We start from the raw sequence: 26,234 nt of genomic DNA on the forward strand, positions 1-26,234 counted from the left end.
TAGGACCGGCCCCCCGCCGTCGGTCAGTAGGAGCGGACGCGGGTGGGCGTCACCCGGATCACGGTGGAGAAGTCCGCGAAGGTCTCCTCGGGCGTCACGCCCGCCCACCGCATCGACTCCAGGTGCTTCGCCACGTAGGCGGAGACCTCGTCCGGGCTCAACGGTGCCGACCCGCCCGGTGGTGCGGGATCCAGCTCGGCGACGCCCTCGATGGTGAGGACGCTGAACTCCTCCGCGTCGGCGTCGAGGTCCAGGTGCAGCGCCACCCGGGGGTTGTGCCGCAAATTGCGGACCTTCGCTATGCCGGGTTTGCTGATGACCAGGAATTTCGTCCCGTTCCACACGTACCCCACCGGCGACGTCTGCGGTTGCCCGTCGGGGTTGACCGTCGTCAGCCAGATGACCGACTGGTCCCGAAGTCGTTGCTCGGCACGGACACCTGCCTCGGCTCCGAGGTGAGGAAGCATCCGCGCAGTTTATGGGAGCCGGGCCGATTCTCGACAGCGTGCGGCTCCCGTACGGTGATGTCCGTGGGTGGCGCAGGTGCGAGACTCGGCATCGACTTCGGCACGTCCAACACGGTCGCGGTGCTGGCCCTACCGGGCCGGGAACCCCGACAGATGCTGTTCGACGGGTCGCCACTGCTGCGCTCGGCCGTCTGCGTCGACACCGGGGAACGGATGCTGGTCGGCCAGGACGCCCTGCACACCTCGATCTCCTTTCCGCAGTCCTTCGAGCCGTACCCGAAGCGGTGCGTCGACGACGGCACCGTGCTGCTCGGCGAGCGCGAGATAACCATCGAGGACCTGTTCGCCGCGCCCCTGCGACGAGTCGCGACCGAGGCCCGGCTGACCACCGGCGAACCGATCACCGAGGCGGTGCTCACCTTCCCCGCCGCCTGGGGAACCCACCGCCGGGCCACCCTGCTGGCCGCGGCGGAGCAGGTGCTGCCGACCGTTCGCCTGGTCGCCGAGCCGGTCGCCGCCGCCAACTTCTTCGTCGAGGTGGCCGGGCGCCAGCTACCGGTCGGGCGGTGCGCGGTGGTCTACGACTTCGGTGCCGGCACCTTCGACGTCACCGTCGTACGCCGTACCGGCGACGGGTTCGAGGTGCTCGCGACCGAGGGGTTGTCCGACTGTGGCGGGCTCGACATCGACGCCGCCATCGTGGAACGGCTCGGCAGCACGATCGGGTCCGGCGACGAGTCGATGTGGGCGCGGCTGACCAGTCCGGTCACCGCCTCCGACCGGCGGGCGAGCCAGCAACTGTGGGCCAACGCGCGGGCCGGCAAGGAGATGCTGGCGCGTACCACCAGGACGGTGATCCACGTACCGCTGTTCGATGTGGAGCTGCCGCTGGGCCGCGAGGAGCTGGAGGAACTGGCCGAACCGATCATCGCGCGGACCGTGGCGACCACCCGTACGGTGCTCGGCCGGATCGAGGACGCGGAGCAGACCCTTGCCGCGATCTTCCTCTCCGGCGGCTCCAGCCGGATGCCGGCGGTCGCCTCCGCGCTGCACCGGGCGCTGGACATCACCCCGAGCGTGGTGGAACAGCCGGAACTGGTCGTGGCCGAGGGCAGTCTGCGGATTCCCGCGACAGCCACCGGATCCAGCGCCGTACCCGCTGCCGAGTCGACCTCGGTGGATGCCGGTGGAACGGCGGTGATTGCCGGCGGAACGGCGGTGACTGCGGCTGGCACGGCGGTGATTGCCGGTGGCACGGCGGTGACTGCCGGCGGAACGGACGCTCCGGCCGGAGCGTGGACGACGAGACTGCGGTCCCGGCCGGCCCGGGTCGCCGGGGTGGCCGTGGCGGTCGTCGGCATCCTCGGCGCGGTCGCCGCCATCGCCGCCCTGTCCGGCAACGACGATCGGGATCAACCCGGAATCGGCGCGGCCGGTGCGGTGGCAAGCTCCTCCCCGACCGCCACGCCGACGCCGTCGGTCACGCCCACGGTGACGGCGAGCGGGGTGGACAGTTGCATGGTCGGCGTCTGGCGCGAGGTGAGCGATCAGTCGACGATCAAGATCAACGGTCGGGACGTGCAGTTCAGCGGTGCCGGCGGCACCCTGCAGACCTACACCGCCGGCGGCAAGGTGACGCTGGACTTCAACAAGAGCAAGGACCCGGCGGCGACCGTCAGCGGCGTCAAGTGGCGACAGCGGACCCGTGGCACCGCGTCGGCCAACGTGTACCACCGCAACGGCATCGAGTACGTCAGCAACGTGCGAGCCAAGGGATCGATAGCCCTCTACCGCGGCAGTAGCCGCAACAACAGCGTTCCGCTGACACTGATCCTGGAGCCGTCCGAATACATCTGCACCGGAAACACGATGCGGTTCTTCGGCAACGGCTCCAGCGAGTGGGTCCGGGTCCGCTGACCCCGGTCGCCGAACTCAGGTCCTGAATAGGAATTGACTGCGGCGGCACTTCGCCGGACACCCGTCGCGAGCCGACAGGATCGCGGCACTCCCGCGCGTCCGACGTCCGCAGGGGTACGGCGGATGGGATCCGGGGCCCGCTCGGGGACAGCGACCGCGACCCGGGTGTTCTAGCGTTCCACCATGGTTTCCACCGGCCAGCTTCCCGAGTTGGTGTTCTCCCTGTCGCTGTCCCTGGCCTTCGCGGTGTTGACGTTCGGGGCGCTCTACTGGGTGATCCGGTTGGCGGTCCGGCACGCGATCGAGGATGCCGACCGCCGCCGGACGGGCCAGCGGAGATAAGCCGCCGCGAGGGGTCGTACCCGAGATCCCGGGCCGGTGGTGGCGGCGGTTAACCTGCCGGATATGACGGACCTCGCGGGCGTGATCCGATCCCTGCTGTTCCGGCATCCGACGGAGTCGTCGCCGGTCCCCGGTTCCGTGGAGCTGCTCGACGACGGAACCTTCCACGTCGACTACCACGATCCCGAGTACGTCTACCTCGTGACGGTGCGCCAGGTCCCACGGGTCCGGTTGCCGCTCGATCGCAGCATGCCGGTGGGCGAGGTCGCCGGAGTACCGGCAGAGCTTGTGCAGGTCAGCATCGCGAACCACGTCGACGTACTGCTCGACGCCGGACCCGGCCCGTCCCGGGACGCGGCGTCGAACGACTTCGCGGCGGCGTACCGGCAGTGGGAACGACAGGCCGAGCCGGATACGCCGCCACCCTGGCCCGGGGAACAGCTCGGGGCCATCGCTCTCGCGGTCTCCGACGACGTCGGCACCTCCTACCGCCGGGTCTCCGGCCAGACCGGAGGCCCGGGAAAGGAGTGGCAGGTACGGTGGTCGTTCCGGCCGACGCCGCCGGCAACGGCAGGCAGGCTGACGCTCGACTTCACACCCCCGGCCGGCGCAGCCGTAAGGATCGACCTTCCGCTGCCGCCGGCCAGCGACCCCGGAACCGCCGGGGCGGTACACCAGATCAACCCAGTGGGAGACGAGACGTGACACAGCTGCGTCGCAGGTTCGAGGTGACCGACGACTCGGGGTTCCTTGCCCTGGTCGACCACCACGCGTACGACGGTTTTGTGGACAAGCAGTGGACGTATGACACCTTGTTCGCGCACTTCCGCGCCGCGATGGCGCAGCGTTCCCTGCTGCTCTGGGGAACGGGGCGGGAGGGCTTTTGGACGGTGGACGTCGTGGTCGGCGAGCCGGCCCCGCAGGCGGGCTTTCGTCGTACGTCCGGACCGATCCAGGTGACGAGTGGGCAGCTGCACGTCCTCAACTACGAGTCGCTGACGATGGCCGCCCAGTTCGCCGACGTACGCCTGCCCGAACCGTACATGCGGGACCTGGTCCTGGAACTACCGACAGGGAGTTACGGCTGCGAGATCGTCCAACTCGACGATCCGGATGGCGACATTGACGACGAGTCGGAGCGCGAACGCCCGCACTTCCTCGTCACGCTGACCGCCGGCCAACAGCCTGAGCCCTGGTCCCAGCCAGCCTGGCACGACGACTAGCCGTACGGCAGATTTTTCACTTTCTCGGACCGCCGCCTGGCACGCGCCTCGGCTCGACATGATTGACAGGACGCCGCCCAGGCCATTGGTCCCAGAGAGGAGCACAAATGCCGTTCGTCAACATCTCGCTGGCCCGTGGCAAGTCGGACCGGTATCTCGCCTCCGTCTCGCAGGCGGTGCACGACGCGCTGGTCGCCGAGCTGAACATGAAACCCGATGACAACTTCCAGCTCATCCACCAGTACGACCCCGGCGAGATGGTCTTCAACCGGGGCTTTCGCGGCGGCCCACGCTCCGATGACTGGATCGTGTTCACGATCACCGGCGATCTGGACCGTGGTGAGCGGGCCAAGCGCAGGTTCTACCAGACACTGGTCCGTCTGCTCGAAGAGCGTCCGGGTGTCCGTCCCGCCGACGTGTTCGTCACCATGACCGAACTCCCGCCGGAAGACTTCTCCTTCGCTGGCGGAGTGATCGGCACCGAGTTCGCGGCCGCCGAGTCACTCGAAGCGGCGGCAAAGGCTCCGGGCACGCGCGACACGTACACCAGGGCCGAAATGACGTACGCCGTCACCCAGCTCTTCCGGAACCGCGATCGTGGCCCGATCCTCCCGATGCTGCGCGACGACGTCGTCCTCACCCTGCCCACGACGCTGCCCTACGGCGGCGAGTTCACCGGCCCTGCGGCCTTCGGCGACTTCTTCGCGAAGACCCCGGGCGGCGGCGCCGTCTGGAAGTCGTTCGACAGCGTCGTCGATGACGTCCTCGCCGCCGACGACCACGTCATCGCCCGACTCACCAACACGGCCGTGCCCAAGGCGACCGGCAAGAAGGTCGTCTTCCAGAACCTCTGGTTCTTCGGAGTCGTGGCCGGCCGGATCACCAGTGCCCAGCTCTACGCCGACACCGCCGCCACGACCAGCGGCGCACCCGGTTGATCGTGCGTGCGCCCGGCGTGGGCTTCTGGCCGTCAGAGGGCGGGATGCTGGTCGCGGACCGGGCTCAGTGACTCCAGTAGCGAGGCGAGGTAGAGGATCGTCGACTCCGCGTGCCAGTTGGCCACGAGCTGGACACCGATCGGCATGCCGTCGTTGGTCGTGCCGAAGCGCATGGACAAGGCGGGAAGCCCGGTCAGGTTGAACGGGACGGTCGTCGACATTACGTGGAAGGCCTCCACCGTCTGGCCGTTGAGGGTGAACTGCTTGAGTCCGTGCGCGTGAGCGGGGATCGTCGTCACCGGGAGCAGCAGCGCGTCGTACTTCTGGAAGTACTCGGCGAACCCGTCCCGGAGCCGTTCGATGCCCTGCTCGGCCACGACGTAGTCCTGCACGGACGTGTCGGGTGTGGCGAGCATGGTCTTCGAGTACATGAACATCTGGTCCTCGTGACCGGCGGTGGCCTCGCGCATTGCCGGTTTCATCTCCATGACGTGTTGCCGGGTGAAGAGTTCGAGAGGGTTGTCCCGTTCGAGAGCCGGGATACTTACGGCATCGACCCGGATCCCCGCTCCCTGCAGGGCGTTGGCGGCCTCCTGCACAGTTGCCGCGACCTCTGCGTCGATCGGACCCAGTCCCGAGTCGACCAGCCAGCCGAGGCGGACGGGCCGGTCCGGCGAGGCGCCGAGGCCGGCGTCGAAGTCGCGCGGGACGGTGGCGAAGCCGTCGGCACCGTCAGAACCGGCCAGCAATGAGTACGCCAGTGCGAGGTCGCGGATCGTGCGGGCCATGGGACCGACGTGCCAGTCGCGACGCGGCTCCCGCGGCCAGGCTCCTGTCATCGGGATGCGCCCGCGCGTCGGCTTGATGGCCGCGATACCGGTGTCGGCCGCCGGCCCGCGCAACGAGATGGACAGGTCGCTCCCGATTCCGAGCGGCGACATCCCGGCCGCGATCGCCGCGGACTCCCCGCCGCTCGAACCGCCGGAGCTGCGGTTCAGGTCCCAGGGGTTGTTCGTCCGGCCCGTCAGAAGGTTGTCGGACTCGATCCAGTACGCGAATTCTGGGAGATTGGTCTTTGCCAGGAGGATCCCGCCGGCGCGCTTTATCCGCGCCACGCTGGTGGCGTCCGTGTCCGGGATGCGCCCTGCGAAGATCGGCGAACCGCGCTGGGTGAGGACCCCGGCGGTGTCGAACGAGTCCTTGACCGTGAAGGGCACGCCGTGGAGCGGTCCCACCTCCGCGCCCGCCGCGAGCGACTCGTCTGCTGCCCTCGCGGCGTCCAGCGCGCCGTCTACGAGCGTGACGACGGCGTTGATCTTCGGATTCACGGCCTTGATGCGGTCGAGGTGGGCCTGAACCACCTCGACCGAGGAAACCTCTCTGGTGCGGATCAGCTCGGCGAGTCCGGTTGCGTCGAGCTTGTTGAGGTCAGTGGCCATGATGAATTCCTTTCACGGTCCGGGCTACTGAACAGACAGCACTGACCGGGCCCGGTGCGCCGCAGGTAGCGGTGGCTCGTCAGACGTGAAGGACCTCGGCGACGGATTGAGGAACCCTCAAGCATTTTGCGCAGGAGCGAATCGCGGCAAGCACGTTGAGGCCAGATTTCGCCTATATGAGTGAATGCGAACGCCCTCCGGTAGCGATGTCAGGCATGCCTTCCCTGGGTGTTCGAGGGTGCATCGCTCGGCCGGACCCGCTGGCAACGCCGCCGCACCACAGGCGTCGTGTGCACCGCGGCCGGCTGGTTCGTGGCAACGATCGAGCCGGTGGTACTCGGCGGGTTGGGGCTACCTGTCGACCGTCAGTTGCTCGATTTCGGCAAGGGTGAGCCCGGCGTGATGTGCCTCGTACGCTGCCCCCTCGGCGGTGCCGGCTGGCTCCCCACACGCCTCCTCGATCGCGGCAGCGGCACGTGCGCGCCGAAAGGCAACCGAATACGCCTCTCCGCCGCCGTCGGCGGCTAGATCCCACGCGACGACATCCAGCTGGTGGACGATGCCGCCAACTGCTTCACGTCGCGACGTCGACGGCTGGCCCGATCGGATCTCCGCGATGGCCTCACGGAGCCCCGGATGTGTGACGCCAGTATGAGAGAGCGCAGCCTCACAAACAGCCGCGCAGAATGCTCGTCGGACAGGCTCGGGCATCACGCGTAGGCGTGCAGCCAAACCCCTTCCGGCTGGGTCGATTTCAAGACGGTGCACCTCTGATCCCTCCGCCGAGGCGATCCGGAACCGCTACTCCCCCGCGCCCATCAGTGTGACCGGTGCCGGGCGGGTGGCGACCCACGAGGTGACGGCGCTCGCTGTCGCCGTCGCCGTCAGGGCGACCCCGACGACCATCGCGACGAGCGTCCACGGCAGGTCGAGGGTGGCCGTCCCGGTGATGGCCGCGGTAGTGCCCAGCACGCCGACGAACGTGGCTCCGGCGGCGAGCCCGCCGAGAACGACGCCGGCCACCGCGACCGCGAACGACTCCAGCAGCGCCGAGCGGACCACCTGGCCGCGCCCGAGCCCGGTGACGCGCGCGGTGGCGAACTCCCGTCGCCGCGAGGCCCCTCCGATCACCACCGAGTTGACGACGCCGATGAGCGCGTACAGCCCACCCAGGCCGAGCACGATCAGCATCACCTTGTCGTTGGTGGCGCCGCGCGCCTTCGCGTCGGCACGGAGCCAGGACTCCACATCGGACACCCGACCAACCGCTGCGAGTGCCGCAGCCACGGCGACCGGGTCGGCGCCGGGCGCCAGGGACACGAACGACCGCGTCGGCGCGTCGGCCAGCAGGGCGAGTGGTACGACGTCGGGCGGCAGGAGCAGTCCCGCACCGCCGCTCGACGTCTCCGGAACCGAGGCGAACACCGGCAGCGCGCCCAGGTCGGTGCCGGGGAGGCTGACCCGTACCGTTCCCCGGTCCGGCACTCCGCCGCCGGGGCCGGCGACCACACCCCGCCCACGCAGCCCGGCGACCGCGTCGCTGCCCGGGTGGGCGGCCGCGTAGGACGCGGGGTCGACGACGAGTGCCGGCACCCCCTCCGACTCGGCGTCCTCCCCGCGTCCGGTGTGGACGGTCGCCGGGATCGACGCCTCGGTGGACGCCGCTGCCACGCCGGGCACCGCCGCGACAGCGGCACCGATCGGACCGGTTCCCTCGACCACCAGGTCCGCTCGGGTCTGCTCCCGCAACTCGGCGACGGCCGAGGCCTGGAAGGACGTACCGGCACCGGCGTTGCCGAAGACCAGCCCGACGAGCACGATCAGCGGCGCGGCCACCGACGCACTGCGCCGGCGGTCGTCGCGCAGGTTCGCCCGGGCGAGTCCCGCCGCCACCCCGGCCCCGGTCGGGACGAGGCGACCGAGCAGCGGCACGAGGATCGGCGAGAACGCGGCGAGGGCCACCGCGGCCGGCATGGCGATGTTCATCACGATGGCCTGCCCGCCGGTCGCCCCGGCGCGCGGGGCCACGATCACCATGGCGGTCGCGCCACCGGTGAACAGCAGGCCGGCGATCCACCGGCTCACCGTCATGACGCGCGCGGACGCGCCGGTGTCACGCAGCGCCTCCAGCGGGCGGACCCGGCTGGCCCGCCGGGAGGCGACCAGCGCGCCTGCGAGGGCCAGCATGACGCCCGTCCCGACGGAGACGGCCAGGATCCAGGACCGCCACTCGCCGGCGAACCCGTCGGGCACGAAGCCGGCGGAGACGAGCAGCCGGGTCTGCACCGCCATCACCCCCAGCCCGGCGGGGACCCCGACCGCCGCGCCAAGGGCGCCGAGCAGTACCGCCTCGCCGAGCAGCAGGCGGCGCACCTGTCCACGGCTTCCGCCGGCCAGGCGCAGCAGCGCGAGGTCACGGCGGCGCTGCGTGACGGTGAACGCGAACGTCGAGCTGACGATGAAGCCGGCGAGGAACGTGGCGGCGCCCATCACCACGCCGAGGACCGCCACCGCCACGGTCGCGTTCTCCTCGAACGTCATCCGCTCGGCCGGGCCGAGGTCCGCCGGCGGGACGAGCGTCGCCGCCGAGATGAGCAGCAGCAGCGATGACTGCACCAGCGCCACGCCGAGAGACACCGACAGTACGGCGCCGACGAGGACGGGAAAGCGTTCGGCCACACCGGCCCGGCTCATGCCCAGCATGTCACTGCTCCAACGTCGCGAGCCGGTCGGCGACCGCGCGCGGCCCGGCGCCGACCAGCCGGTCGACGATGCGCCCATCACGGAGGAACACCACCGCGTCGGCGCGGGCGGCCGCGACCGGGTCGTGGGTCACCATCACGATGCTCTGACCGCCATCGGCCATCGCGCGCAGCAGGTTCAGCGCGGAGCGGGCAGCGGTCGAGTCCAGCGCGCCGGTCGGCTCGTCGGCGAACAGCACCTCGGGCCGGGTCACCATCGCGCGGGCGATCGCCACCCGCTGCTGCTGCCCGCCGGAGAGTTCACGCGGCCGGTGCTGGGCCCGGTCGGCCAGGCCCACCGCGGCGAGCGTGTCACGGACCACCGACCGCGACGGACGTCGGCCGGCCAGGCGCAGCGGCAGGGCGACGTTCTGTTCGGCGGTCAGCGAGCCGATGAGGTTGAAGCCCTGGAACACGAAGCCGACGCGGGTACGACGCAGCGCCGTCAGCTCCCGATCACCGGCGGCGGTGATGTCGGTACCGGCGATCAGCACCTGTCCCGCGTCGACGCGTTCCAGCCCGGCCGCGCAGTGCAGCAGCGTCGACTTGCCGGACCCGGACGGGCCCATCACGGCCGTCCATCCACCGCGCGGAAAATCGATCGTCACGTCGTCGACTGCGCGTACGGCGGCTGCTCCTCGGCCGTAGGTCCGGCTGATTCCGCGCAGCGCCACCGCTGTGGCCGTCACCGTGACAGTCGTTGTCGTCATACCTGCGAGGCTAGGGACGGACGGGGCCCGCGTCGCTGCCGCTGTCCCCCCAGCCGAGGTAGGGCTACCGGGCCCCACAGCGGTCGGGTGCGGCGGACCAACGCCGAACAGGGCCGGAGCCCCCGTCGAGCGCCGCCCCTGCCCGAAGTGCGACTGTCCGGGCCGGCCGCGCCTGCCGGTGGTGTCGATCTTCGCCGTACGCCGCTGGCCGGCAAGGCCGTACAGATGGCTGTACGACCTCGGTCACATCGCGGCGAGTTCGGCCAGCAGCTCGTCGGAGACGCGCAGCGGCGCCAGCAGATCCTGGATGTATCTACGGCGATCCTGCTCGTCCATGTTCCGCCACCATCCGCCGGCACCGGCAAGTTGGCGGCGGACCGCCTCGACACGATCCGTATGGGCTTCAGCGGCACGCCAGGTACGCCAACCACCGCCTGGATCGACCGCCTCCAGCGCATCAGCAAGACGATGCTGGATAGCCGCAATGAACGGGCTACCCGCGTGGGTGCTATCCAGATCATCGAACTTGGCCTCGAAGAGTGCGCGGTGAAGAGCGAGGATCTCGTGGTAACCCTTGACCCAGACAGGCTCGACGTCCATCCGCCAAGCTTCTCAGCAGCCTGAAGCCTCAGGAAGCTCGCCTCGTGGAATCCACGACCGGGCCGTTGTGGTCGGCATGGCGCAAGCCCTTGGACCCGGCGGGCAAACGGGTTCACTCTGCGGCAACTCAAGCCCCGGTCCGAAGCCTGGCGCGGTGACCGCGCAGGGCCGATCCCACGACGGGGGTTGGGTGACGCGGCGGTGCCGCCGGAAGTCGAATCTTCCGGCGGTGCCGGTGCGTAACCCACCCGCCGCAGCGCATGCCGAGATGCCGAGGCTTCGCGCTCACCAAACCGGGTGTCGACAGATTGCCTGTCGACACCCGGGCGGGCGATCTATCAGGCGCGGGTATGGACCATACCGCCAATGCGCGGCCGGACGAGCGTGGCCGCCCTCGACGCGGCATGTCCGGACGTTGCCGACACTCGCAGACCGATCGCCTGTGCCCAGGATCGGCTGACGCTGGCGTGCTTACGCGTGGCCGCCCACGAGCACCGTGCCGATGGTCAGCTGTGGTTTCTCCTCCAGGATCTGCCCGAGACGTTCAACCCGGTCGTCGAGCTCCCGACGCTCGGCGACGGTGAGCGGGGTAAGCGGCTCGACCGTGACGTCCAGGCTGCGTCTGGAGCGGCGCTGGTGCCACACCCCTGCGACAGTGCCGTCGATGAGCAGTACCGGAAAGTTGCCGGCCTGACCACCGGCGAGCGCGCGTTGCGCGGCGGGCCCCGGGAAGAGCCGGTTACGCGGGTGGCAGCCAACGGTGTAGGCGTCGAAGTACGGCAGTAGCTGCACCCCGTGCGGTGGCGTGGGTGGCGGCTCGGTGTCGCCGGCACGGACCCAGGCGGGGCTGCCGTCGACCTCGACCTCTTCCAGTTCGCTGGCGAGGGAGTCGAACAGTTCAGTCGCCCAGCGGCGAGGCGCGGACAGCCACTGCGCGAACTGCTGTGGTGTGGCCGGGCCGTACGCGTGCAGGTAGCGCCGGACCAGACCGGCGAGGGCGTCGGCGGCCGGGGCCGGCTGGAGTCCGGGCAGCCACCGCCGTGGGCTGGTGTAGGTGACCTTCCGCCCGCGGTTCGGGCCGAAACAGAGTGCCCCGCGGTGCGCGGCCAGGTGCATGGCCTGCCGCCAGCGTGGCCACCTGCCTCCGAAGGCCGGCACCACCGGGTCGGCGGCCCAGGGGCTGGTGCGGGCGACCACCTCTGTACTGAGTTCGTCGATGGTCAGTTCCGCGTCGGCCAGCGCGGCCGCGACGGCGGCGATGACCTCGTCGGTCTGGTCGGGGGTCAGCCGCGCGTCGGCGGGCATGGTGGTCGAAGACGGTGGGATGGCGCTGAGCGCGCCGGTCCACAGTGGCAGCTCACGGGTCGGTAGCAGGTGTACGGTGCCGCGCGGCCCGAACGTCTTGACCAGGCTACGCTCGCGCCACAACGCATCCGCGACATCGGCCCGGGTGGCACCGGCGACGCGCAGCCCGATCGACACCTCAGCGGCGGACAGCACCTGAGCGTGCGCGCCGCACATGGCGGCAACGGCATCGGCGGGTGTGCCGTCGCGTACCGGGGCGGACAGCCCGTGCCGATCAAGTCGGCGGCCACATACGTCGGACCAGGACAGCTGCGGGATGGCGGTGGAACGGTTGGTCATCCGAGCACATCTTCCGTGTCGTCGTTCGGTTCTTGGTGGTGATGGTGCGGGCACCGCGCCGGCCGACGGCAGCGCCGCCCTCGTAGGTCGCCGCGTCGTGACGGGTGAGCGGACTTTCCGGTCCGGCTGCGGTGCGACCGGTAGCAGTTGACGTGTGGTCGATCGTCGTATCCCGAACTTGTCCGGTTCTCGGACGACCGATGAACACGTCGTCTTGCTGACCCGGACCGAGCGAGTCCGGGCCAGCATCGCGTCTGCCCTAACTGGTTGCCGTCAGCGGAGGTTCCGGAAGAAGGCGCGGATGTCGGCGGTCAATGTCTCGGGTTCCTCCAGTGCGGCGAAGTGGCCGCCCCGGTCGACGTCGACCCAGCGGGTGATGGTGTTCTCGCGCTCGGCGTAGCGGCGGATGCCGACGTCATGGGCGAAAACGACCGCGGCGGTGGGTACGCCAGAGTTCGGTCTGGTGGCGCCCCAGGCGGACTCCTGGGCGTAGCCGACGTACGCCGACGAGCCGGCCGTACCGGTCATCCAGTAGATCGTCGCGTTGGTCAGCAGTCGGTCCCGGTCGATGATCTTGTCCGGTAGGACCTCGCGGGGGTGGGTCCACTCGCGGAACTTGTCCATGGCCCAGGCGAACTGGCCGGCTGGGGAGTCGGTCAGGCCGTACGCGAGAGTCTGCGGCCGGGTGGACTGGATGGCGATGTAGCCGAACTCCTCCTGCATGAACGCCTCGATCCGGCGGATCCGGTCGCGTTCGAGGTCGGACAGGCTGGCCAGGTCGTCGTCGGTCAGCGGCAGTGGCGGCAGCGGGCCGGGGCCGCCGTTGACGTGGACGCCGGCGACGCGGTCCGGCGCGACCCGGCCCAGTTGCGGGCTGACCGCGGCTCCGATGTCGCCGCCCTGCGCCCCGTAGCGCTGGTAGCCCAGCCGGCGCATCAGCTCGGCCCAGGCCCGAGCGATGCGATCGGTGTCCCACCCGGCATCGGTGGTCGGCCCGGAGAAACCGAACCCGGGCAGTGACGGGATGACCACGTGGAACGCATCGGCTGGGTCACCGCCGTGGGCGCGTGGGTTGGTCAGCGGTCCGATCAGGTCGAGGAACTCCACCACCGAACCGGGCCAGCCGTGGGTCAGGACCAGCGGGAACGCGTCCGGTTCCGGGGAGCGGACGTGCATGAAATGGATCCGCTGCCCGTCGATCGTGGTGGTGAACTGCGGAAACTCGTTGAGCCGCGCTTCAGCCGCGCGCCAGTCGTAGCCGGTGCGCCAGTAGTCGACCATCTCCCGCAGCCAGGCGGTGGGGACGCCGGTGTCCCAGTCGTCGCCGGGCAGCGCGACGGGCCAGCGGGTCCGGGCGAGCCGGTCGCGCAGGTCGTCGAGCTGTTCCTGTGGGATGTCGATGCGGAACGGGGTGATGTCTTCGCTCATGAGTTCGACCGTAGGAGGCAAAGAGGACAACTTTTGTCCTAGCCGGCTGGCAGACTTCTGCGCATGCTGGAAACCTCGGCGCGGCTGCTCCGCCTGCTGTCCCTGCTGCAGACCCCGCGCGACTGGACCGGCGCAGACCTGGCCGAGCGCCTCGAGGTCGACGTACGGACCGTCCGGCGCGACGTCGACAAGCTGCGTACCCTCGGCTATCCGGTGCATGCCACGCCGGGCGTGGCCGGCTACCGGCTCGGCGCCGGCGCGAACCTCCCGCCGCTTCTGCTCGACGACGAGGAGGCGATCGCCGTCGCCGTCGGGCTGCGCACCGCCGCGAGCGGCACGGTCGCCGGCATCGAGGAAAGCTCGGTACGCGCGCTCGCCAAGCTCGAACAGGTTCTCCCGTCGCGACTACGGCACCGGGTGAACCTGCTGCACTCGTTCACCGTGATCGTCCCCGCGACCGGCCCGACCGTCGACCCCGAGACCCTGACCGCCGTGGCGGCGGCCTGCCGTGATCATCATCGGCTCCGCTTCGACTACCGCAGCCACGACGGCACGACGTCAGTCCGCACGGCAGAGCCCCACCGGCTCGTCCACGCCGGCAGACGGTGGTACCTGATCGCCTGGGACGTCGAGCGAACCGACTGGCGCACGTACCGTCTGGACCGGCTGATGCCCCGCGTCCCGACGGGTCCCCGTTTCGCCCCGCGCGAGGCGCCCGACGTCGACCTCGCCGGGTATCTGTCTCGTGGCGTCTCGACCGCGGCCTACCGATACCAGGCACGCATCACCCTGCACGTACCCGCCGACACGGCCGCGGAGCAGATCCTCCCGACCGTCGGCGTCATCGAGGCCGTCGACCCGCAGACCTGCCTCCTACACACCGGATCGAACTCCCTCGACGAGCTGACGGTTTACCTCGGCCTGTTCGACCTCCCCTTCACCGTGCACGAACCACCCGAACTGATCGCGCGCATCCGCGCCCTCGCCACCCGCCTCACCGACGCCGTCCGCTGACCGCCGAGCAACCCCACGCAGGCGGCAAGGCAACGCAGCCTCGACCCCTGAACCACCCTCAGCGGGGTTTTCGGGGGGTGAACAGAAGGCACTATCCCGATCCCAGTGTGGGTCGGCGAGCGGAGTGATGGCGCAGGTTGATGCCCTGCCGGCCCGAACCCCGCCGCCCAGCGCGACTGCCCGCACTGTGGCCAGTCGATCACAATCGACCGCACTGCTCACCGCGCCACGGATCGCCGCAGCCGGGTGCTTGCCGGACCGCCAGACGTGCCAGGGCTGGCGCCCGATTACGGATGGGCCGTTCACGCGATGTCGCCCGGTCGAATGGCGACCGGGCGACATCGGGGCGGGTCGGGTCAGCCTGCGAGCTCTGCCCAGAAGGCGTAGTGGTGGTCGGCCTGGAAGTTCGTCCGGCCGATCCGCTCGCTCGACAGCGATTGTGTGTACTGGCCGCCGCGAGTGAACGGCGACCACTTCGGCAACCCGGCGGCGCTCGGCGCACCGTTACGGGCGAAGGCGGTCCAGTACGCGCTCATGTCCCGGGCGACTCGCTGCTGCGTCTCGTCCAGCGGCGTGATGAAGTCCACTGTGAACAGGTAGGCCACGTCGAGTAGGTGGTAGGAGCCGAGCGTGAAGCTGGGCTTGGGCAGCCCGGTCAACCACGGCGTGTCCCGCTCGGCGAAGTCGTACGTGTAGGTGGGCACGTACCGGCTGAGCATGGTGTTCGTGACCACCGCACCGTACGCGTACTCGTGGTCGGTCTGGACCGCGGCGAGCGCCTGGGCGGCGCTGGGGTAGCGACTCAGCGGGTATTCGGCGAGAACCTCGTCCGCCTGCGCGCCGAACTCGGCCCGGATGGTCGGGGCGTACTCGTCGGCAGTCATGACGTGCCCGGTGATGACCTCCGGACCGGCGACCATGAGCTGGTACTCGTCGTGGTTGGTGCCCTGCATGACCGGCACCCGGTTGAACCTTCCGGTTCTCAGCGCCTCGGTCGGGTCGATCGGAAGCACCCGGCCGCCCGCCACCGGCGGGATGAACCCATACTCCTCGTTGACTCTGAGCAGCGGGCCGAGGTCGACGGTGCGCATGCAGTTCGCGACGTCGGCCGCGGTGGCGCAGCCCAGCTTCTCGGCGACCTCGGCGGCCAGTGCCCGGCCGTCCTGCCGGGACATCGCCCAGCTCACTCCGCAGGGCGCGCTCTGGATGACGGCCCGTTGAACCAGTCCGGCCGCGCTCGGTGAGGCGAGCTGCGCGCAGGTGCTGTAACCGCCGGCCGACTCGCCGAACAGTGTGACGTTGGCAGGGTCTCCGCCGAACGCGTGGGCGTTGGCCCGTACCCAGCGCAGCGCCGCCTGCTGGTCCTGCAAGCCGTAGTCACCGGAGCGGACATCGCCGTGCGGGCCGTCCAGCGCGGGGTGCGCCAGCGAGCCCAGCAGGCCGAGACGGTAGTTGATGGTGACCACCACGACGTGGTTGGCCGCGGCGAGCCGACCGGCGTCGTACATGCTGCCCGCGCCGTACTTGAAGCTGCCGCCGTGGATCCACACCATCACCGGCAGCCGGGCGCCGCCGCCCGTCGGGTCGAAGACGTTGAGGTTGAGGCAGTCCTCGACAAGGCTCGGGACGCCGACCTCGTTGCCCCGCGCCTGCGCGCAGGCCGGTCCGGCGGTGGCCGCGTCGCGGACCGTGGTCCACGCCGAGACGGGCCGCGGAGAGGTGAACCGGGCCGCGGACGCGTACGGAATGCCCTCGAAGGAGCGGTGATCGGCGGCGACCGTACCGCGGACCGGGCCTCGGTCAGTCATCACCACGGGTGATGCGGTCGGTCGGTGAGTGGTCTCGGCTGCTGCGGCGGCACCCCCCATCGCCGTCAGCAGACCGACGGCCGCGGCAGCCAGGGCCAAGGTCGGCAAGCGCTTCATCGTGATCGTTCCTTTCGTAGATCTTCCGTGGGTGGGTTCGACAGGTGCGGATGGCGGCATTGCCACAGACGATCCGGCAACGCCAGACGGGACGCCGTCCGAACCGTCGCGGGCTACATACGCGGGCCTAGGAAGATGCCGCCGGTCGCCTCGAGCAGGTGGCCGGTGACCCAGCGGGCCTGGTCGGAGGCGAGGAACGCCACCACGTCGGCGATGTCCTCGGGCTGCCCGACGCGGCCCAGCGCGGTCGCGCCGGCGATTCCGGCCTTGGCCTCCGGCAGGTCACGCAGCCACGCGTTCATGTCGGTCTCGGTGACACCCGGCGCCACCGTGTTGACCGTGATGCCACGGTCACCCACCGTGTTGGCCAGGCTCCGACCGAGGACGTCGACCGCGCCCTTGGTCATCGCGTACGCGATCTCGGGCATCGCGATCCGGGTGGCGGACGAGGAGATGTTGATGATCCGGCCGCCGTCGCGGAGCAGCGGCAGCGCCCGCTGGATGATGAAGAACGGCGCCTGTACGTTCACCGCGAACACCCGCTCGAACAGCTCCGGCGTGGTCTTCTCGACGGGGATGGGCGCTCCGATCGCCGCGTTGTTGACCAGGATGTCCAGCGGCCGCTCGCCCAGGCCCACGGTGAGCCCGGCGAACAGCGTGTCCACGTCGCCGGGACGGCCCAGCTCGGCGCGCACGGCGAACGCCTGCCCGCCGGCCTGCTCGATCGCCAGGACCGTCTCACGCGCGGCGGCGTCGTTGCTGCCGTAGTGCACGGCGACCAGCGCACCATCGGCCGCCAGCCGCTGGGCGATCGCCCGGCCGATCCCGCGGGAGGCGCCGGTCACGAGTGCGGTCTTGCCGGTCAGGTATGCCATCTCGAACTCCTCAGCTCTTGGCGTGTCGAGACAGAGAGTCGGCGGGCGCGCTGACGGGTCGCTGACCGTGGCTGACCAGCGCTGACGGCGCTCTCCGGCGTTCACCGGTGTGGTGAAACAATGAGGTCGTGCGGTTGGGGATTCTGGGGACGACGGAGGTCCGGCTCAACGACGGAACCTCGGCGCCGATCGGCGGGCCTCGGCTGCGTGGGCTGCTCGCGCTGCTGGCACTGAACGCGGGCCACGTGGTGACCACAGAGCGGCTCATCGACGGCCTGTACGGCGAGGATCCGCCGCAGGGTGCGGCGAACGCGCTACAGGCGCAGGTGTCGCGGCTGCGGCGGGTGTTACGGTCGGCCGGTCCGGGCGAGCTGATCGAGTTCCACCCGGCCGGGTACCGGCTCGCGATCGACGCCGAGCGGGTGGATGCGGCGAGGTTCGAGCGGTTGATGGCCGAGGGCCAACGAATGTTGACCGTCGGTGACCACGAGCGAGCGGCTTCCCGTCTCCGGGAGGCGATCGAGCTCTGGCGGGGCCCCGCGCTCGCCGACGCGTTGGATGCGCCGTTCGCGCAGCCGCAGGCCACCCGCCTGGAGGAGCTGCGCGTGGCCGCCGTCGAGGACCGCGTCGAGGCAGAGCTGGCGTTGGGTCGCAATGCTGTCGTCGTGGCACTCCTACCGGAAGTGGTGGCCGCGCACCCCCTGCGCGAGCGGCCGCGAGGCCAGCTGATGCGGGCGCTGCACGGTGCGGGTCGGCAGGCCGAGGCGCTGGCCGTCTATCAGGACATTCGGGTCAGGCTCGCGGACGAACTCGGCGCGGATCCCTCGCCGGATCTGGTCGCGGCGCACCTGGCGGTGCTCCGCAGCGAGCCCGCACCCGCCACCGTGCCGGTCGGGCTCGCCGCCGGGCGGACGGCGCCACCCGCGCAGCTGACCAGCTTCGTCGGTCGGGCGGACGACCTCGTCGCGATCGGTACGCTGCTGCGGACCGAACGCCTGGTCACGCTGGCCGGCCCGGGCGGCACCGGGAAGACCCGCCTGGCGATCGAAGTGTGCCGACAGCTGGACTGCGACTCCTGTTACGTCGACCTGGCCACGCTCAACGACGGCACAGAGGTGCCGCAGGCACTCGTCAGCGCGCTCGGCCTACGCGAGTCGGGGCTGCTCCCGCCGGCCGGGGACAACGTCAACCTGATCCCGCAGCTGGTCTTGGCGCTCGCCGACCAGCGACTGCTGCTGCTGTTCGACAACTGCGAGCACGTGATCGACGCGGTCGCCCGGCTCGTGCATCAACTGCTCGCCGCCTGCGCCGAGCTGCGGGTGCTGGCCACCAGCCGCGAGTCGCTCGGCATCACCGGCGAGGCGCTGTATCAGGTGCCGCAGCTGGGCCTGGCACCGCCGGGTACCCCGCCGGCCGAGCTGCCGCGTTATCCGGCGATCCGACTCTTCGCCAACCGCGCCGCCGCCGTACGGCCGGACTTCGCCGTCGACGACACCAACGGTGACGCCGTGGCACGCATCTGCACGGCGCTCGACGGGTTGCCGCTGGCGATCGAACTGGCCGCGGCGCGACTCCGCGCGCTCACCGTGGCGGAGATCGAGACGCGGCTGGACGATCGGCTGCGGCTACTCTCGCGCGGTAGCCGGACGGCCGCGCCCCGCCACCAGACTCTTCGGGCGGTCGTCGGGTGGAGCTGGGACCTGCTCGATCCGGCCGAGCGTACGCTCGCGCGACGGCTGACCGTCTTCGCCGGTGGCACGACGCTGGAATCGGCAGCGCGGGTGTGTGGGCTGCCGGAAGACGACGTGGACGAGTTACTCGTCGGCCTGGTGGACAAGTCGTTGCTGGAGCACGACAACGGGCGGTACCGGATGCTCGACACAGTTCGGGCCTTCGGCGTCGAACGGCTCGTCGAGGCTGGTGAGGAGGACAGGCTGCGTCGGGCGCACGCGGATTACTTCCTCGAACTGACCCGGACGGCCGCACCGTACCTGCGCGACGCGCGGCAGATCGAGTGGCTGACCCGGCTGGTGCCCGAGCACCGCAACATCCACGCCGCGCTGCACTGGGCGGTCACCGCCGATTCGGTGCTGGCGCTGCGACTCGTGGCCGCCGCGACGTGGTATTGGTGGCTGCGCGGGCTGCGCGCCGACGGTGCTGCCCTGGCGGCGAAGCTGCTGGACACCCTCGGCCCGCAACCCCCCGCCGACCTCGACGAGGAGTACGTGCTGTGCGTGGCGAAAGCCGCGGTCGCGCTCGGCTCGGCGCTGCCCGCCGCGCTGGATCGTGCCGAATCCGTCATGGCGGCCATCGAACGGCCCCTGCGGCAGCCGGCCACCATGGTCGTCTGGGCAGTGGTGGGCGGCCCGGCGCGCACCAGACGCACCGCGCACGAGGAGCAGATCCGCACCGATCCGTGGTCCCAGGCAGTGGCGCACCTGGGGCAGGGGTACCAGTGCCAGTTTCGCGGCGACCTGGCCGGTGCTGAGCGAGAGCTTACCGCCGGGCTGGCCGGCTTCCGGGCACTCGGCGATCGCTGGGGCATTGCCAACGTGCTCGACGCGCTCGCCCAGCTCGCCAACTGGCGCGGCGACTGGCCGACGTTCCACGCGTACATCAACGAAGCGATCGAGTTCACCGGCCAACTCGCCGCCGTGGAGGAGATGGCGGACCTGCTGTTCCGCCGCGCTGAAGGGCTGGTGCGCAGCGGGGACCTCACCGCCGGCCAGGCCGACTACGAGCGCGCGGCCGAGTTCGTACGCCGGGCGGGCGCACGCGACAAGCTGGCCACCGCGCATCACGGGTTCGGCGAGATCGCCCGGCTGCGGGGTGATCTGGCCGAGGCGCGCCGGCATTACCAGATCGCGCTGGACGAGTGCGGCACCGGCTGGTACGGCGACCGCATCGAGCGGGTCAAAATCCACCTCGGACTCGCTCGGATCGCCGAGGCCGTTGGCCGCACGGCCGAAGCGGAGCACCACCTACACGAGGCACTCGACAGCGCACTCACCCACTCGAACATTCCGGTTGTCGCGGAGGCGGTCGAGGTGGCGGCCGGCATCGCGCTGCTACACGGCGACGGTGGGCGAGCGGCGCTACTCCTAGGCGCCAGTGTCGCGCTCCGCGGAACAGATTCACCGCGGACGGCCGACTTCATCGGGCTCAGCGAGAGCGCCCGGAACCTGGTTGGCGTCCAGGCACACGCCGCGGCCTTCGCGCGAGGTAGCGCGCTGTCCCGTGACGCCGCGGTGTCGCTCGTCAGCCGACCGCCAGCGGACGCACCCAGTCTCCAAATCTGACGTTGCCGTCAGCGCGGGCACACCGTCCCGCACAGGTAATCGGGCGGCTCGAAGCCCTGTCCGGCTTGTCAGCCAAATAGTAGGCATGGCGGCGGCCGGCTTTATCAGCCACCCCGCTCGGACAGCCACAACCAGCGGATCGAGGACGCGTTGCGAGGCTCGGATGAGTAGTCTCCTGGCACAGGACGCCAGTCCGGATCTTGGCGGCGACAGCCACTGAACTGGGCAAACATCGCCAAGATCAATTCGTGAATAGTCCGTGGGTGGCGACAAACGGCGGCTACCGGCAGCACTCCACCGCATACGGCGACCAAACGACGGAGAGCTACATCCGCTGGTCGGCTGCTGTTTTGGCTGATCTTCGAGGTGCCCCCGGCAGGATTCGAACCTGCGACACACGGTTACCAACCGTCACCCTCCCGGACTTGTCATCGGTGGTCACATCTTGGTGTTGAGCTGCACAAACATCGTCGCGCGCCGATCGTCGCTTGCCACTGGTAGTCAACTCTCGGGAGGGGTTTTCGGGGGGTAAACGGGGGCACCTTGCCCGGTGCCGTCAGTGAGCGGATGCTGGCGCAGGTTTGTCCCGGGGTTGTCTTCGTGCCAATCAACGACGCAACCGGTCACCGAGTGGGTGCCGGTGTGGCGCAAGGACGCGGGGCACCAGCGCGGGCGCGGCTTCGTCGAGGTGACGACCGAGTCTCGGCCCGCGCGAGTTCGGCACGGTCAAGCAGTAGCACGTTCGGCTACCGGCCGGGCTGGTCGGTGGCTGTACGGCCACGCGGTGGCCTTCTCGGAGAACAACGGCACAAAGCCGGCATCACCAAGGCCTGCGGTCGGCGTCGATGATGGCCTGGTGAACTCGGGACGCCTGAGACGTCATGCGTAGGGTCGGCGACCACGCTGGCCGCGACCGTACGCATAGATCGATCGTGCTATTTCCCGCTGGGCGTACCGGTGACCAGCGGCAGCGAGATCGAGGTACCGGCCAGGTCGACGGTGACCTTGGTCCCGGTGCCGGTTTCGGCGTCGGTGATGTCGTCGTTGGTTCCGGTCAGCACCATGCCCAGCCGGTGCCCTGCCTTGAACTCGTAGTCCTGCGGCAGCATCGACCAGGTGATCTGGTACGACCTACCCGGCGTCAGCGGTGTCGAGTGGCGGAGCGACGTGTGGTTCTGCGCGTCCATAAATCCTCGGGCGACCACCTGGAAGCCGGATGTCACGGTGTTGTCGGCGGCCCGGACGTAGCAGCTGTCGTCATCGGCCGTGCTCTCGCCGACGCAGTCTTCGCCGTCGATGAGCTTGAGGCCCTGCCCCATGGGGTCGGCGCCGTGGATGCGGGTGTCTTGGCCGTAGTCGACGAGCATGACGCCCAGGTTGGCGGTCGGCTTGTCCAGCGTTACCCGCAGGCTCACCGACGGCGTCCCGGACAGCCGCGTTGCGTTCCGCAGCGGTGAAGTCAGGTATGCCAGCCGGTTGGGGTTGGTTGTGCCGGGGTCGCCGGCCATCGCGGCCTCGGTCTGCAGGGTGTCGTGGTAGCTGCCGGTGCCGGTCGATGGCGTCCGGACTAGTGAGCCGTCATGCTGCGGTCGCAGGGTCACCGTCCGCGACGGCGCCGGCCAGTCGGCCTGGGTGGTCCAGCGGTCCGGGCCGAGTTGTACGTCGGCGCGCGGCTGCCGCATGATGTCGTTCGGGACGCCCATCAGTTCGTGGTCGAACCACTTGTGCAGCGTGTTGACCCACGCGTCGCGGCGGGCCCAGAACGGGTCGAGGTGCCCGTACTGTGTCACCCACACCTTGCGTTGCACATCGCGGGGCAGCCCGGCCCACCACGTGGAGAACTGGTCGGCCATCACGTTCCGGTCCTGCAGTCCCACCACTGGGAAGACACTGGCGCGCACGTTGCGTGCGTTTGACACCGGCCCGGTCCGGTAGTCGAGCTCGTGCCAGTAGGCGTTGTAGTTGCCAGTGGCATCGTCCGAGCCGGCGGTCATGCGCTGGTGCACCGCCGCGCATTTCTCGTCCGGATCCTCGTCGACCATTGTGGCCAGCCACTCCTGCCCGCCCTTGGTATCCGTGAGGGTGCCGTTCGCGCGCCACAACCCGTACCAGTTGCTCGGCGCCGCGAGCGGCACGATCGTCGCCAGCCCTCGCACCCCGGTGCCGGCGACCCCGATGGCGAGCGCTCCCTCACCGGAGTGGCCGATCATCCCGGTACGCCCGGTGGTCCAGGTGGCTCTCACCGGGTTGCCCTTGTCGTCGAGGGCCGTCGCCCGGCCGTTCAGCCAGTCGATGACCGCCTTGCCGCCCAGCACGTCGGACCGACCGCCTGAGGTCGGGCAGCCGTCCGACAACCTGGTGCCGATCATGTCGACGGACACAAACGCGTAGCCGCGCGGCACGAAGTAGTTGTCGTAGAACAGCGGGAACTTCGTCAGGTTCCCGTCCGCGTCGTAGGTCTTGTGGTCCAGCTCGAAACCGACACCCGGTGCGTCGTAATACGGGCTTTCGTGCATGATCACCGGGACCTTGAGCCCGAAGTTCGTCTCTTTCGGTCGGATGATGTCCACCCGGACCAGGTCCTTTCTGCCGTCGCCGTCACTGTCGACCGGTGACTGCACCCGGACGTGCTCGCGGATGGCGTCCTGGTAGGAGAAAACGGGCTGCGTCAACCCGCCGGAGACTTCGATCGCCGGCTTCGCCGTCGCGGACGCGGCGGGAGCACCGGCGACCACGAGCACGGTCGCGAGTGCGACCGCGGCGAAGACACCTCGCCGTTTCGAGGTTGACATGTGTACCCCTCTTTGTTGGGTCGGAGATCAGGCAGCCGCGCGGCGGATGACGATGTCGTCGAGCCACGTGCGGGCGTAGACCTTGACCTGGTTGTCGAACTCGAGTCAGGGCTTGTCGAAAGTCCAGGTGAGGGTCAAGACACCCTGACGGGCCTCAGTGGCGTGACCGGACAGCCCGGCGAGGCCCGCCGTGCCCGAGTGCGGAGCACGGTGCCGATCGTGCTCTGGTCGTCGCCGTCGGCCAGACCGCCGTGTTGGATCACGAGTGTGCCCTGCCGACCGCCCAGCATTGCGTGGATGCGTTCGGAGGCGACATAGCCGGCGCCTGTGGCGCCCTGCGCGGTGAGTACCTCGGCGATCCGGTGCCCACCAACGCGCCTCGGTAGGTCTCGCGGATCATGACCTGGTCAGCTTCGGGCCTTCGGCCGGCTCGTCGTAGGGGGACGCTCGACGAGATCGACGGCGTGGTGATGTCGGCGCCTGCGGCTTGTAGGCGGTCCTGTTCGGTTTCGATCCCGCTCACCGTGTAGGCCAGGATCAGGCCGGCGGCGTGTTACTCGCGCTGGTCGGGCGACAGGACCTCGGCGCTGCGGGCGAGCAGGACGATGTCCATCACGTCGGCGTGGGTGAGGGCGGTCGGTGGCGGCCCCAGTCTCGTCCACCTCGGACGAACCGATCAGCAGGTGCCGCAGGGTCAGGACCCGTTGGAAGTCCCGTACGGCACAGAAGGCGATCCCTGGTCCGATGTCGGCGACACTGATTATCAGGCTGCGCCGGTTCTCCACCCGGGCGGCGAGGACGGCCTGTGCCAGCAGTCGCGAGCCGACGTCACGGCGGCGCCGGTCAAGGTGGACGTGCAGCTCCATCTCGGCCAGAGTCTCCTGTCCCTGGGGGGTGAACAGCCGCAGCGCGGCGACACCGTTGACCGTGCCGTCGGGTTCGGCGGCCCGCCAGAACAGTCGGCGGCTGTCCAAACCCGTCGTGGTGCCCGGGGTGTGCACCTGCTCCAGCGTGGGCAGCGGCTGGCCGAGCAGGTCGTGCGCCAGCGACGCGGCCAGGACGGTGCGCCAGGGCCGAATGTGCTCGGCCGGCATCGAGGACAGCGCGTGGATGGTGATCGTGTTTGCCAAGGCGATTCCTTCTTGTCCTTCGGTGATCGGTACCTATGGTCATCAGGGAATGCCGATGCGAACGGGTCAGTGCGGGGCCGGAACAGCCTTTTCCGCGGCTCGGCTCACCTGTTCCCAGCCGGCCCAGGTGTCCATGCGCTGCCGGGAGATGTCGAAGGCGAGGTCGTAGACCATGCTGCCCAGCAACAGCCGCAGTGGCGGGTCGTCGCTGGCGACAAGCGTCATCACGGCCTCGGCGGCCAGCCGTGGCTCGCTGTCGATCGAGCCTTCCGCCCACTGCTTCTCCAGTTCCGCACGCAGCGAGTCGTAGACCGGGTCCGGGTTGGTCGCCGTGCTGCTGGTGTAGAGATCGGTCCAGTAGCCACCCGGTTGGACGATGGTGACCTTGACACCGAACCCGGCAGCCTCGGCGGCAAGTGCCTCGCTCATGCCCTCCAGCGCGAACTTGCTGGCGCTGTAGAGCCCGGTGCTGGGGAAGCCGCCGAGCGCACCGATGCTGGAGATCTGCACGATGTGCCCGCCGCCCTGGCCCCGCAACTGGGGCAGTACGGCCTGGCTGACCCAGAGCGCACCGAAGAAGTTGAGGTCCAGTTGAGCGCGGGCCTCGGCTTCGGTGAACTCCTCCACCATCCCGGCGAACAGCGCACCGGCGTTGTTCACCACGATGTCGAGTCGTCCGAAACGCGCGACCGCCTCGTCGACCGCCGCGAAGACCGCCGCACGGTCGGTGACATCGAGGCGTAGTGCCAGCAGGCGGTCTGGGTACCGGGCAGCGAGGTCATCGAGCGGCGCGACGTCGCGGGCCGCGCCGACGACCCGGTCACCGACGGCGAGCGCAGCCTCGGTGAACGCGCGGCCGAGACCACGGCTGGCTCCCGTGATGAACCAGACCCGGGAGACCTGCGACGTCGTGGCATCCGAGGTAGTCATGAAATCTCTCTCCTTTATGAGACGAACCGGTCCGTCTCGTTGTAGACGACAGAGTACCTCGATAGGGCAGTCCGTCAAGACGAAGCGTCTCGTCTCGTTCTTGCTAGATTGAGCCCGTGTCGATGAAGGCCGCCCCGATCCCAACCGTCGCAGCCAGGCCTCGCGGCGAGCGATCCTCGCCGCCGCCCTCGACCTCGTGGGCGAGATGGGCTACGCGAAGCTCACCATCGAGGGCATCGCCGCTGCGGCTGGAGTCGGCAAACAGATGATCTACCGCTGGTGGCCGTCGAAGGGCTCCCTGCTCTTCGACGCCTTCCTCCCGCTCGCCGGCGATGGGCAGGATGGTGCGACTGCGGGCCTACCCGACACCGGCGACCTGGAAACTGATCTGAAGCTGGTCCTGCGGACCACCGTCGCGGAACTGAACGACCCGCGCTACGACCTGCCCATGCGCGCGGCACACCGAGATCGTCCATGACCCCGCTCTGGCCGCCGACTACGCGAAACGGTTGGATGAGTCGATGCGAGAGCTGAAGAAGGAACGCCTGCGCGCCGCCCAACTGGCCGAAGACGCCAACCTCGACGTGGCCGTCGACCTGCTGTTCGGCCCCATCCTCAACCGGTGGCTGCAACGCACCGGCCCCCTGACCCCCGAATACGCCGGCCAAGTGGTGGAAACCGCACTGGGCGGACTCCGGCCACGGGAACCGTAGGCCTCGGCGTTCACGTGGGCAACGAGGAACGTTCTCCCGCCGCGACCGCCAACCCCCACCGGTGTCACCGACGAGCGCCGCGCTGACCACACGGACCAACCAGCCGT

At 69.8% G+C, this 26,234-nt stretch carries 21 protein-coding genes and 1 pseudogene; 9 read left to right on the top strand and 13 right to left on the bottom strand.

The window, feature by feature from the left end; all coding sequences use genetic code 11:
- Positions 1-23 precede the first annotated feature (23 nt).
- The gene (locus H4W31_RS04915) at positions 24-467 is read right to left on the bottom strand and encodes a pyridoxamine 5'-phosphate oxidase family protein (RefSeq protein WP_192765551.1); all 444 of its coding nucleotides are present in this window, start codon (positions 465-467) and stop codon (positions 24-26) included.
- Positions 468-530: 63 nt separating this feature from the next.
- On the opposite strand from H4W31_RS04915, the gene H4W31_RS04920 reads away from it, so the two are divergent.
- The 5 genes from H4W31_RS04920 to H4W31_RS04940 all read left to right on the top strand — a co-directional run bounded on the left by H4W31_RS04920 (position 531) and on the right by H4W31_RS04940 (position 4,887).
- Positions 531-2,384 (top strand): Hsp70 family protein, encoded by a 1,854-nt coding sequence (locus tag H4W31_RS04920; RefSeq protein ID WP_192765552.1) that lies wholly within the window; start codon positions 531-533, stop codon positions 2,382-2,384.
- Between the two features lie 183 nt (positions 2,385-2,567).
- Positions 2,568-2,726, top strand: a complete 159-nt coding sequence (locus tag H4W31_RS04925; RefSeq protein WP_192765553.1) for a hypothetical protein — start codon at positions 2,568-2,570, stop codon at positions 2,724-2,726.
- Positions 2,727-2,789: 63 nt separating this feature from the next.
- Positions 2,790-3,431: a hypothetical protein gene (locus tag H4W31_RS04930; protein WP_192765554.1), complete on the top strand. Its 642-nt coding sequence runs from the start codon at positions 2,790-2,792 to the stop codon at positions 3,429-3,431.
- Positions 3,428-3,949: a hypothetical protein gene (locus H4W31_RS04935; protein WP_192765555.1), complete on the top strand. Its 522-nt coding sequence runs from the start codon at positions 3,428-3,430 to the stop codon at positions 3,947-3,949. The genes H4W31_RS04930 and H4W31_RS04935 overlap by 4 nt, the downstream gene beginning before the upstream one ends.
- Positions 3,950-4,056: 107 nt before the next feature.
- Positions 4,057-4,887 (top strand): tautomerase family protein, encoded by an 831-nt coding sequence (locus tag H4W31_RS04940; RefSeq protein WP_192765556.1) that lies wholly within the window; start codon positions 4,057-4,059, stop codon positions 4,885-4,887.
- A gap of 32 nt (positions 4,888-4,919) precedes the next feature.
- Here the strand turns inward: H4W31_RS04940 and H4W31_RS04945 are convergent, their stop codons facing one another.
- Positions 4,920-6,326 (bottom strand): amidase, encoded by a 1,407-nt coding sequence (locus H4W31_RS04945; RefSeq protein WP_192765557.1) that lies wholly within the window; start codon positions 6,324-6,326, stop codon positions 4,920-4,922.
- 228 nt (positions 6,327-6,554) lie between these two features.
- Here H4W31_RS04945 and H4W31_RS04950 point away from each other — a divergent pair, with 228 nt between their 5' ends.
- Entirely contained in the window at positions 6,555-6,854 is a 300-nt protein-coding gene (locus tag H4W31_RS04950) for a hypothetical protein (protein WP_192765558.1), read from the top strand.
- 273 nt (positions 6,855-7,127) lie between these two features.
- Here H4W31_RS04950 and H4W31_RS04955 read toward each other — a convergent pair whose 3' ends face one another.
- From H4W31_RS04955 to H4W31_RS04975, 5 genes are all read right to left on the bottom strand, one after another.
- Entirely contained in the window at positions 7,128-9,029 is a 1,902-nt protein-coding gene (locus H4W31_RS04955) for an FtsX-like permease family protein (protein ID WP_192765559.1), read from the bottom strand.
- Position 9,030: 1 nt separating this feature from the next.
- Positions 9,031-9,777 (bottom strand): ABC transporter ATP-binding protein, encoded by a 747-nt coding sequence (locus tag H4W31_RS04960; RefSeq protein ID WP_192765560.1) that lies wholly within the window; start codon positions 9,775-9,777, stop codon positions 9,031-9,033.
- Positions 9,778-10,020: 243 nt separating this feature from the next.
- A complete protein-coding gene (locus H4W31_RS04965) occupies positions 10,021-10,377 on the bottom strand; it encodes a hypothetical protein (protein WP_192765561.1) in 357 nt (118 codons plus the stop codon).
- A gap of 471 nt (positions 10,378-10,848) precedes the next feature.
- On the bottom strand, positions 10,849-12,021 hold the full coding sequence (locus H4W31_RS04970; RefSeq protein WP_192765562.1) for a winged helix DNA-binding domain-containing protein: 1,173 nt from the start codon (positions 12,019-12,021) through the stop codon (positions 10,849-10,851).
- 273 nt (positions 12,022-12,294) lie between these two features.
- Positions 12,295-13,449, bottom strand: a complete 1,155-nt coding sequence (locus H4W31_RS04975) for an epoxide hydrolase family protein (RefSeq protein WP_192765563.1) — start codon at positions 13,447-13,449, stop codon at positions 12,295-12,297.
- A gap of 63 nt (positions 13,450-13,512) precedes the next feature.
- Between H4W31_RS04975 and H4W31_RS04980 the strand changes: the two genes are divergently transcribed.
- A complete protein-coding gene (locus H4W31_RS04980) occupies positions 13,513-14,463 on the top strand; it encodes a helix-turn-helix transcriptional regulator (protein ID WP_192765564.1) in 951 nt (316 codons plus the stop codon).
- Positions 14,464-14,819: 356 nt separating this feature from the next.
- Here the strand turns inward: H4W31_RS04980 and H4W31_RS04985 are convergent, their stop codons facing one another.
- Together H4W31_RS04985 and H4W31_RS04990 are read right to left on the bottom strand one after the other, a co-directional pair.
- Positions 14,820-16,271, bottom strand: coding sequence for a carboxylesterase/lipase family protein (locus tag H4W31_RS04985; RefSeq protein ID WP_192765565.1), 1,452 nt, complete (start codon positions 16,269-16,271; stop codon positions 14,820-14,822).
- Positions 16,272-16,501: 230 nt separating this feature from the next.
- Positions 16,502-17,263, bottom strand: a complete 762-nt coding sequence (locus tag H4W31_RS04990; protein WP_192765566.1) for an SDR family oxidoreductase — start codon at positions 17,261-17,263, stop codon at positions 16,502-16,504.
- Between the two features lie 128 nt (positions 17,264-17,391).
- Between H4W31_RS04990 and H4W31_RS04995 the strand changes: the two genes are divergently transcribed.
- Positions 17,392-20,562 (top strand): BTAD domain-containing putative transcriptional regulator, encoded by a 3,171-nt coding sequence (locus tag H4W31_RS04995; protein WP_192765567.1) that lies wholly within the window; start codon positions 17,392-17,394, stop codon positions 20,560-20,562.
- Between the two features lie 935 nt (positions 20,563-21,497).
- Here the strand turns inward: H4W31_RS04995 and H4W31_RS05000 are convergent.
- The 4 genes from H4W31_RS05000 to H4W31_RS05015 all read right to left on the bottom strand — a co-directional run bounded on the left by H4W31_RS05000 (position 21,498) and on the right by H4W31_RS05015 (position 25,414).
- The gene (locus H4W31_RS05000; protein WP_192765568.1) at positions 21,498-23,354 is read right to left on the bottom strand and encodes a CocE/NonD family hydrolase; all 1,857 of its coding nucleotides are present in this window, start codon (positions 23,352-23,354) and stop codon (positions 21,498-21,500) included.
- Positions 23,355-23,488: 134 nt separating this feature from the next.
- Complete coding sequence (locus H4W31_RS44675) at positions 23,489-23,713, bottom strand: DUF3224 domain-containing protein (RefSeq protein ID WP_404825692.1); 225 nt, start codon at positions 23,711-23,713, stop codon at positions 23,489-23,491.
- Between the two features lie 48 nt (positions 23,714-23,761).
- Positions 23,762-24,484: a GNAT family N-acetyltransferase gene (locus H4W31_RS05010; protein WP_192765569.1), complete on the bottom strand. Its 723-nt coding sequence runs from the start codon at positions 24,482-24,484 to the stop codon at positions 23,762-23,764.
- A gap of 66 nt (positions 24,485-24,550) precedes the next feature.
- Positions 24,551-25,414, bottom strand: coding sequence for an SDR family oxidoreductase (locus tag H4W31_RS05015; RefSeq protein WP_192765570.1), 864 nt, complete (start codon positions 25,412-25,414; stop codon positions 24,551-24,553).
- Between the two features lie 172 nt (positions 25,415-25,586).
- On the opposite strand from H4W31_RS05015, the pseudogene H4W31_RS05020 reads away from it, so the two are divergent.
- Positions 25,587-26,127, top strand: a pseudogene (locus tag H4W31_RS05020) (TetR/AcrR family transcriptional regulator).
- Positions 26,128-26,234: the final 107 nt, after the last annotated feature.

The organism is Plantactinospora soyae (genome assembly GCF_014874095.1).
In the GTDB taxonomy this organism is placed as follows: domain Bacteria; phylum Actinomycetota; class Actinomycetes; order Mycobacteriales; family Micromonosporaceae; genus Plantactinospora; species Plantactinospora soyae.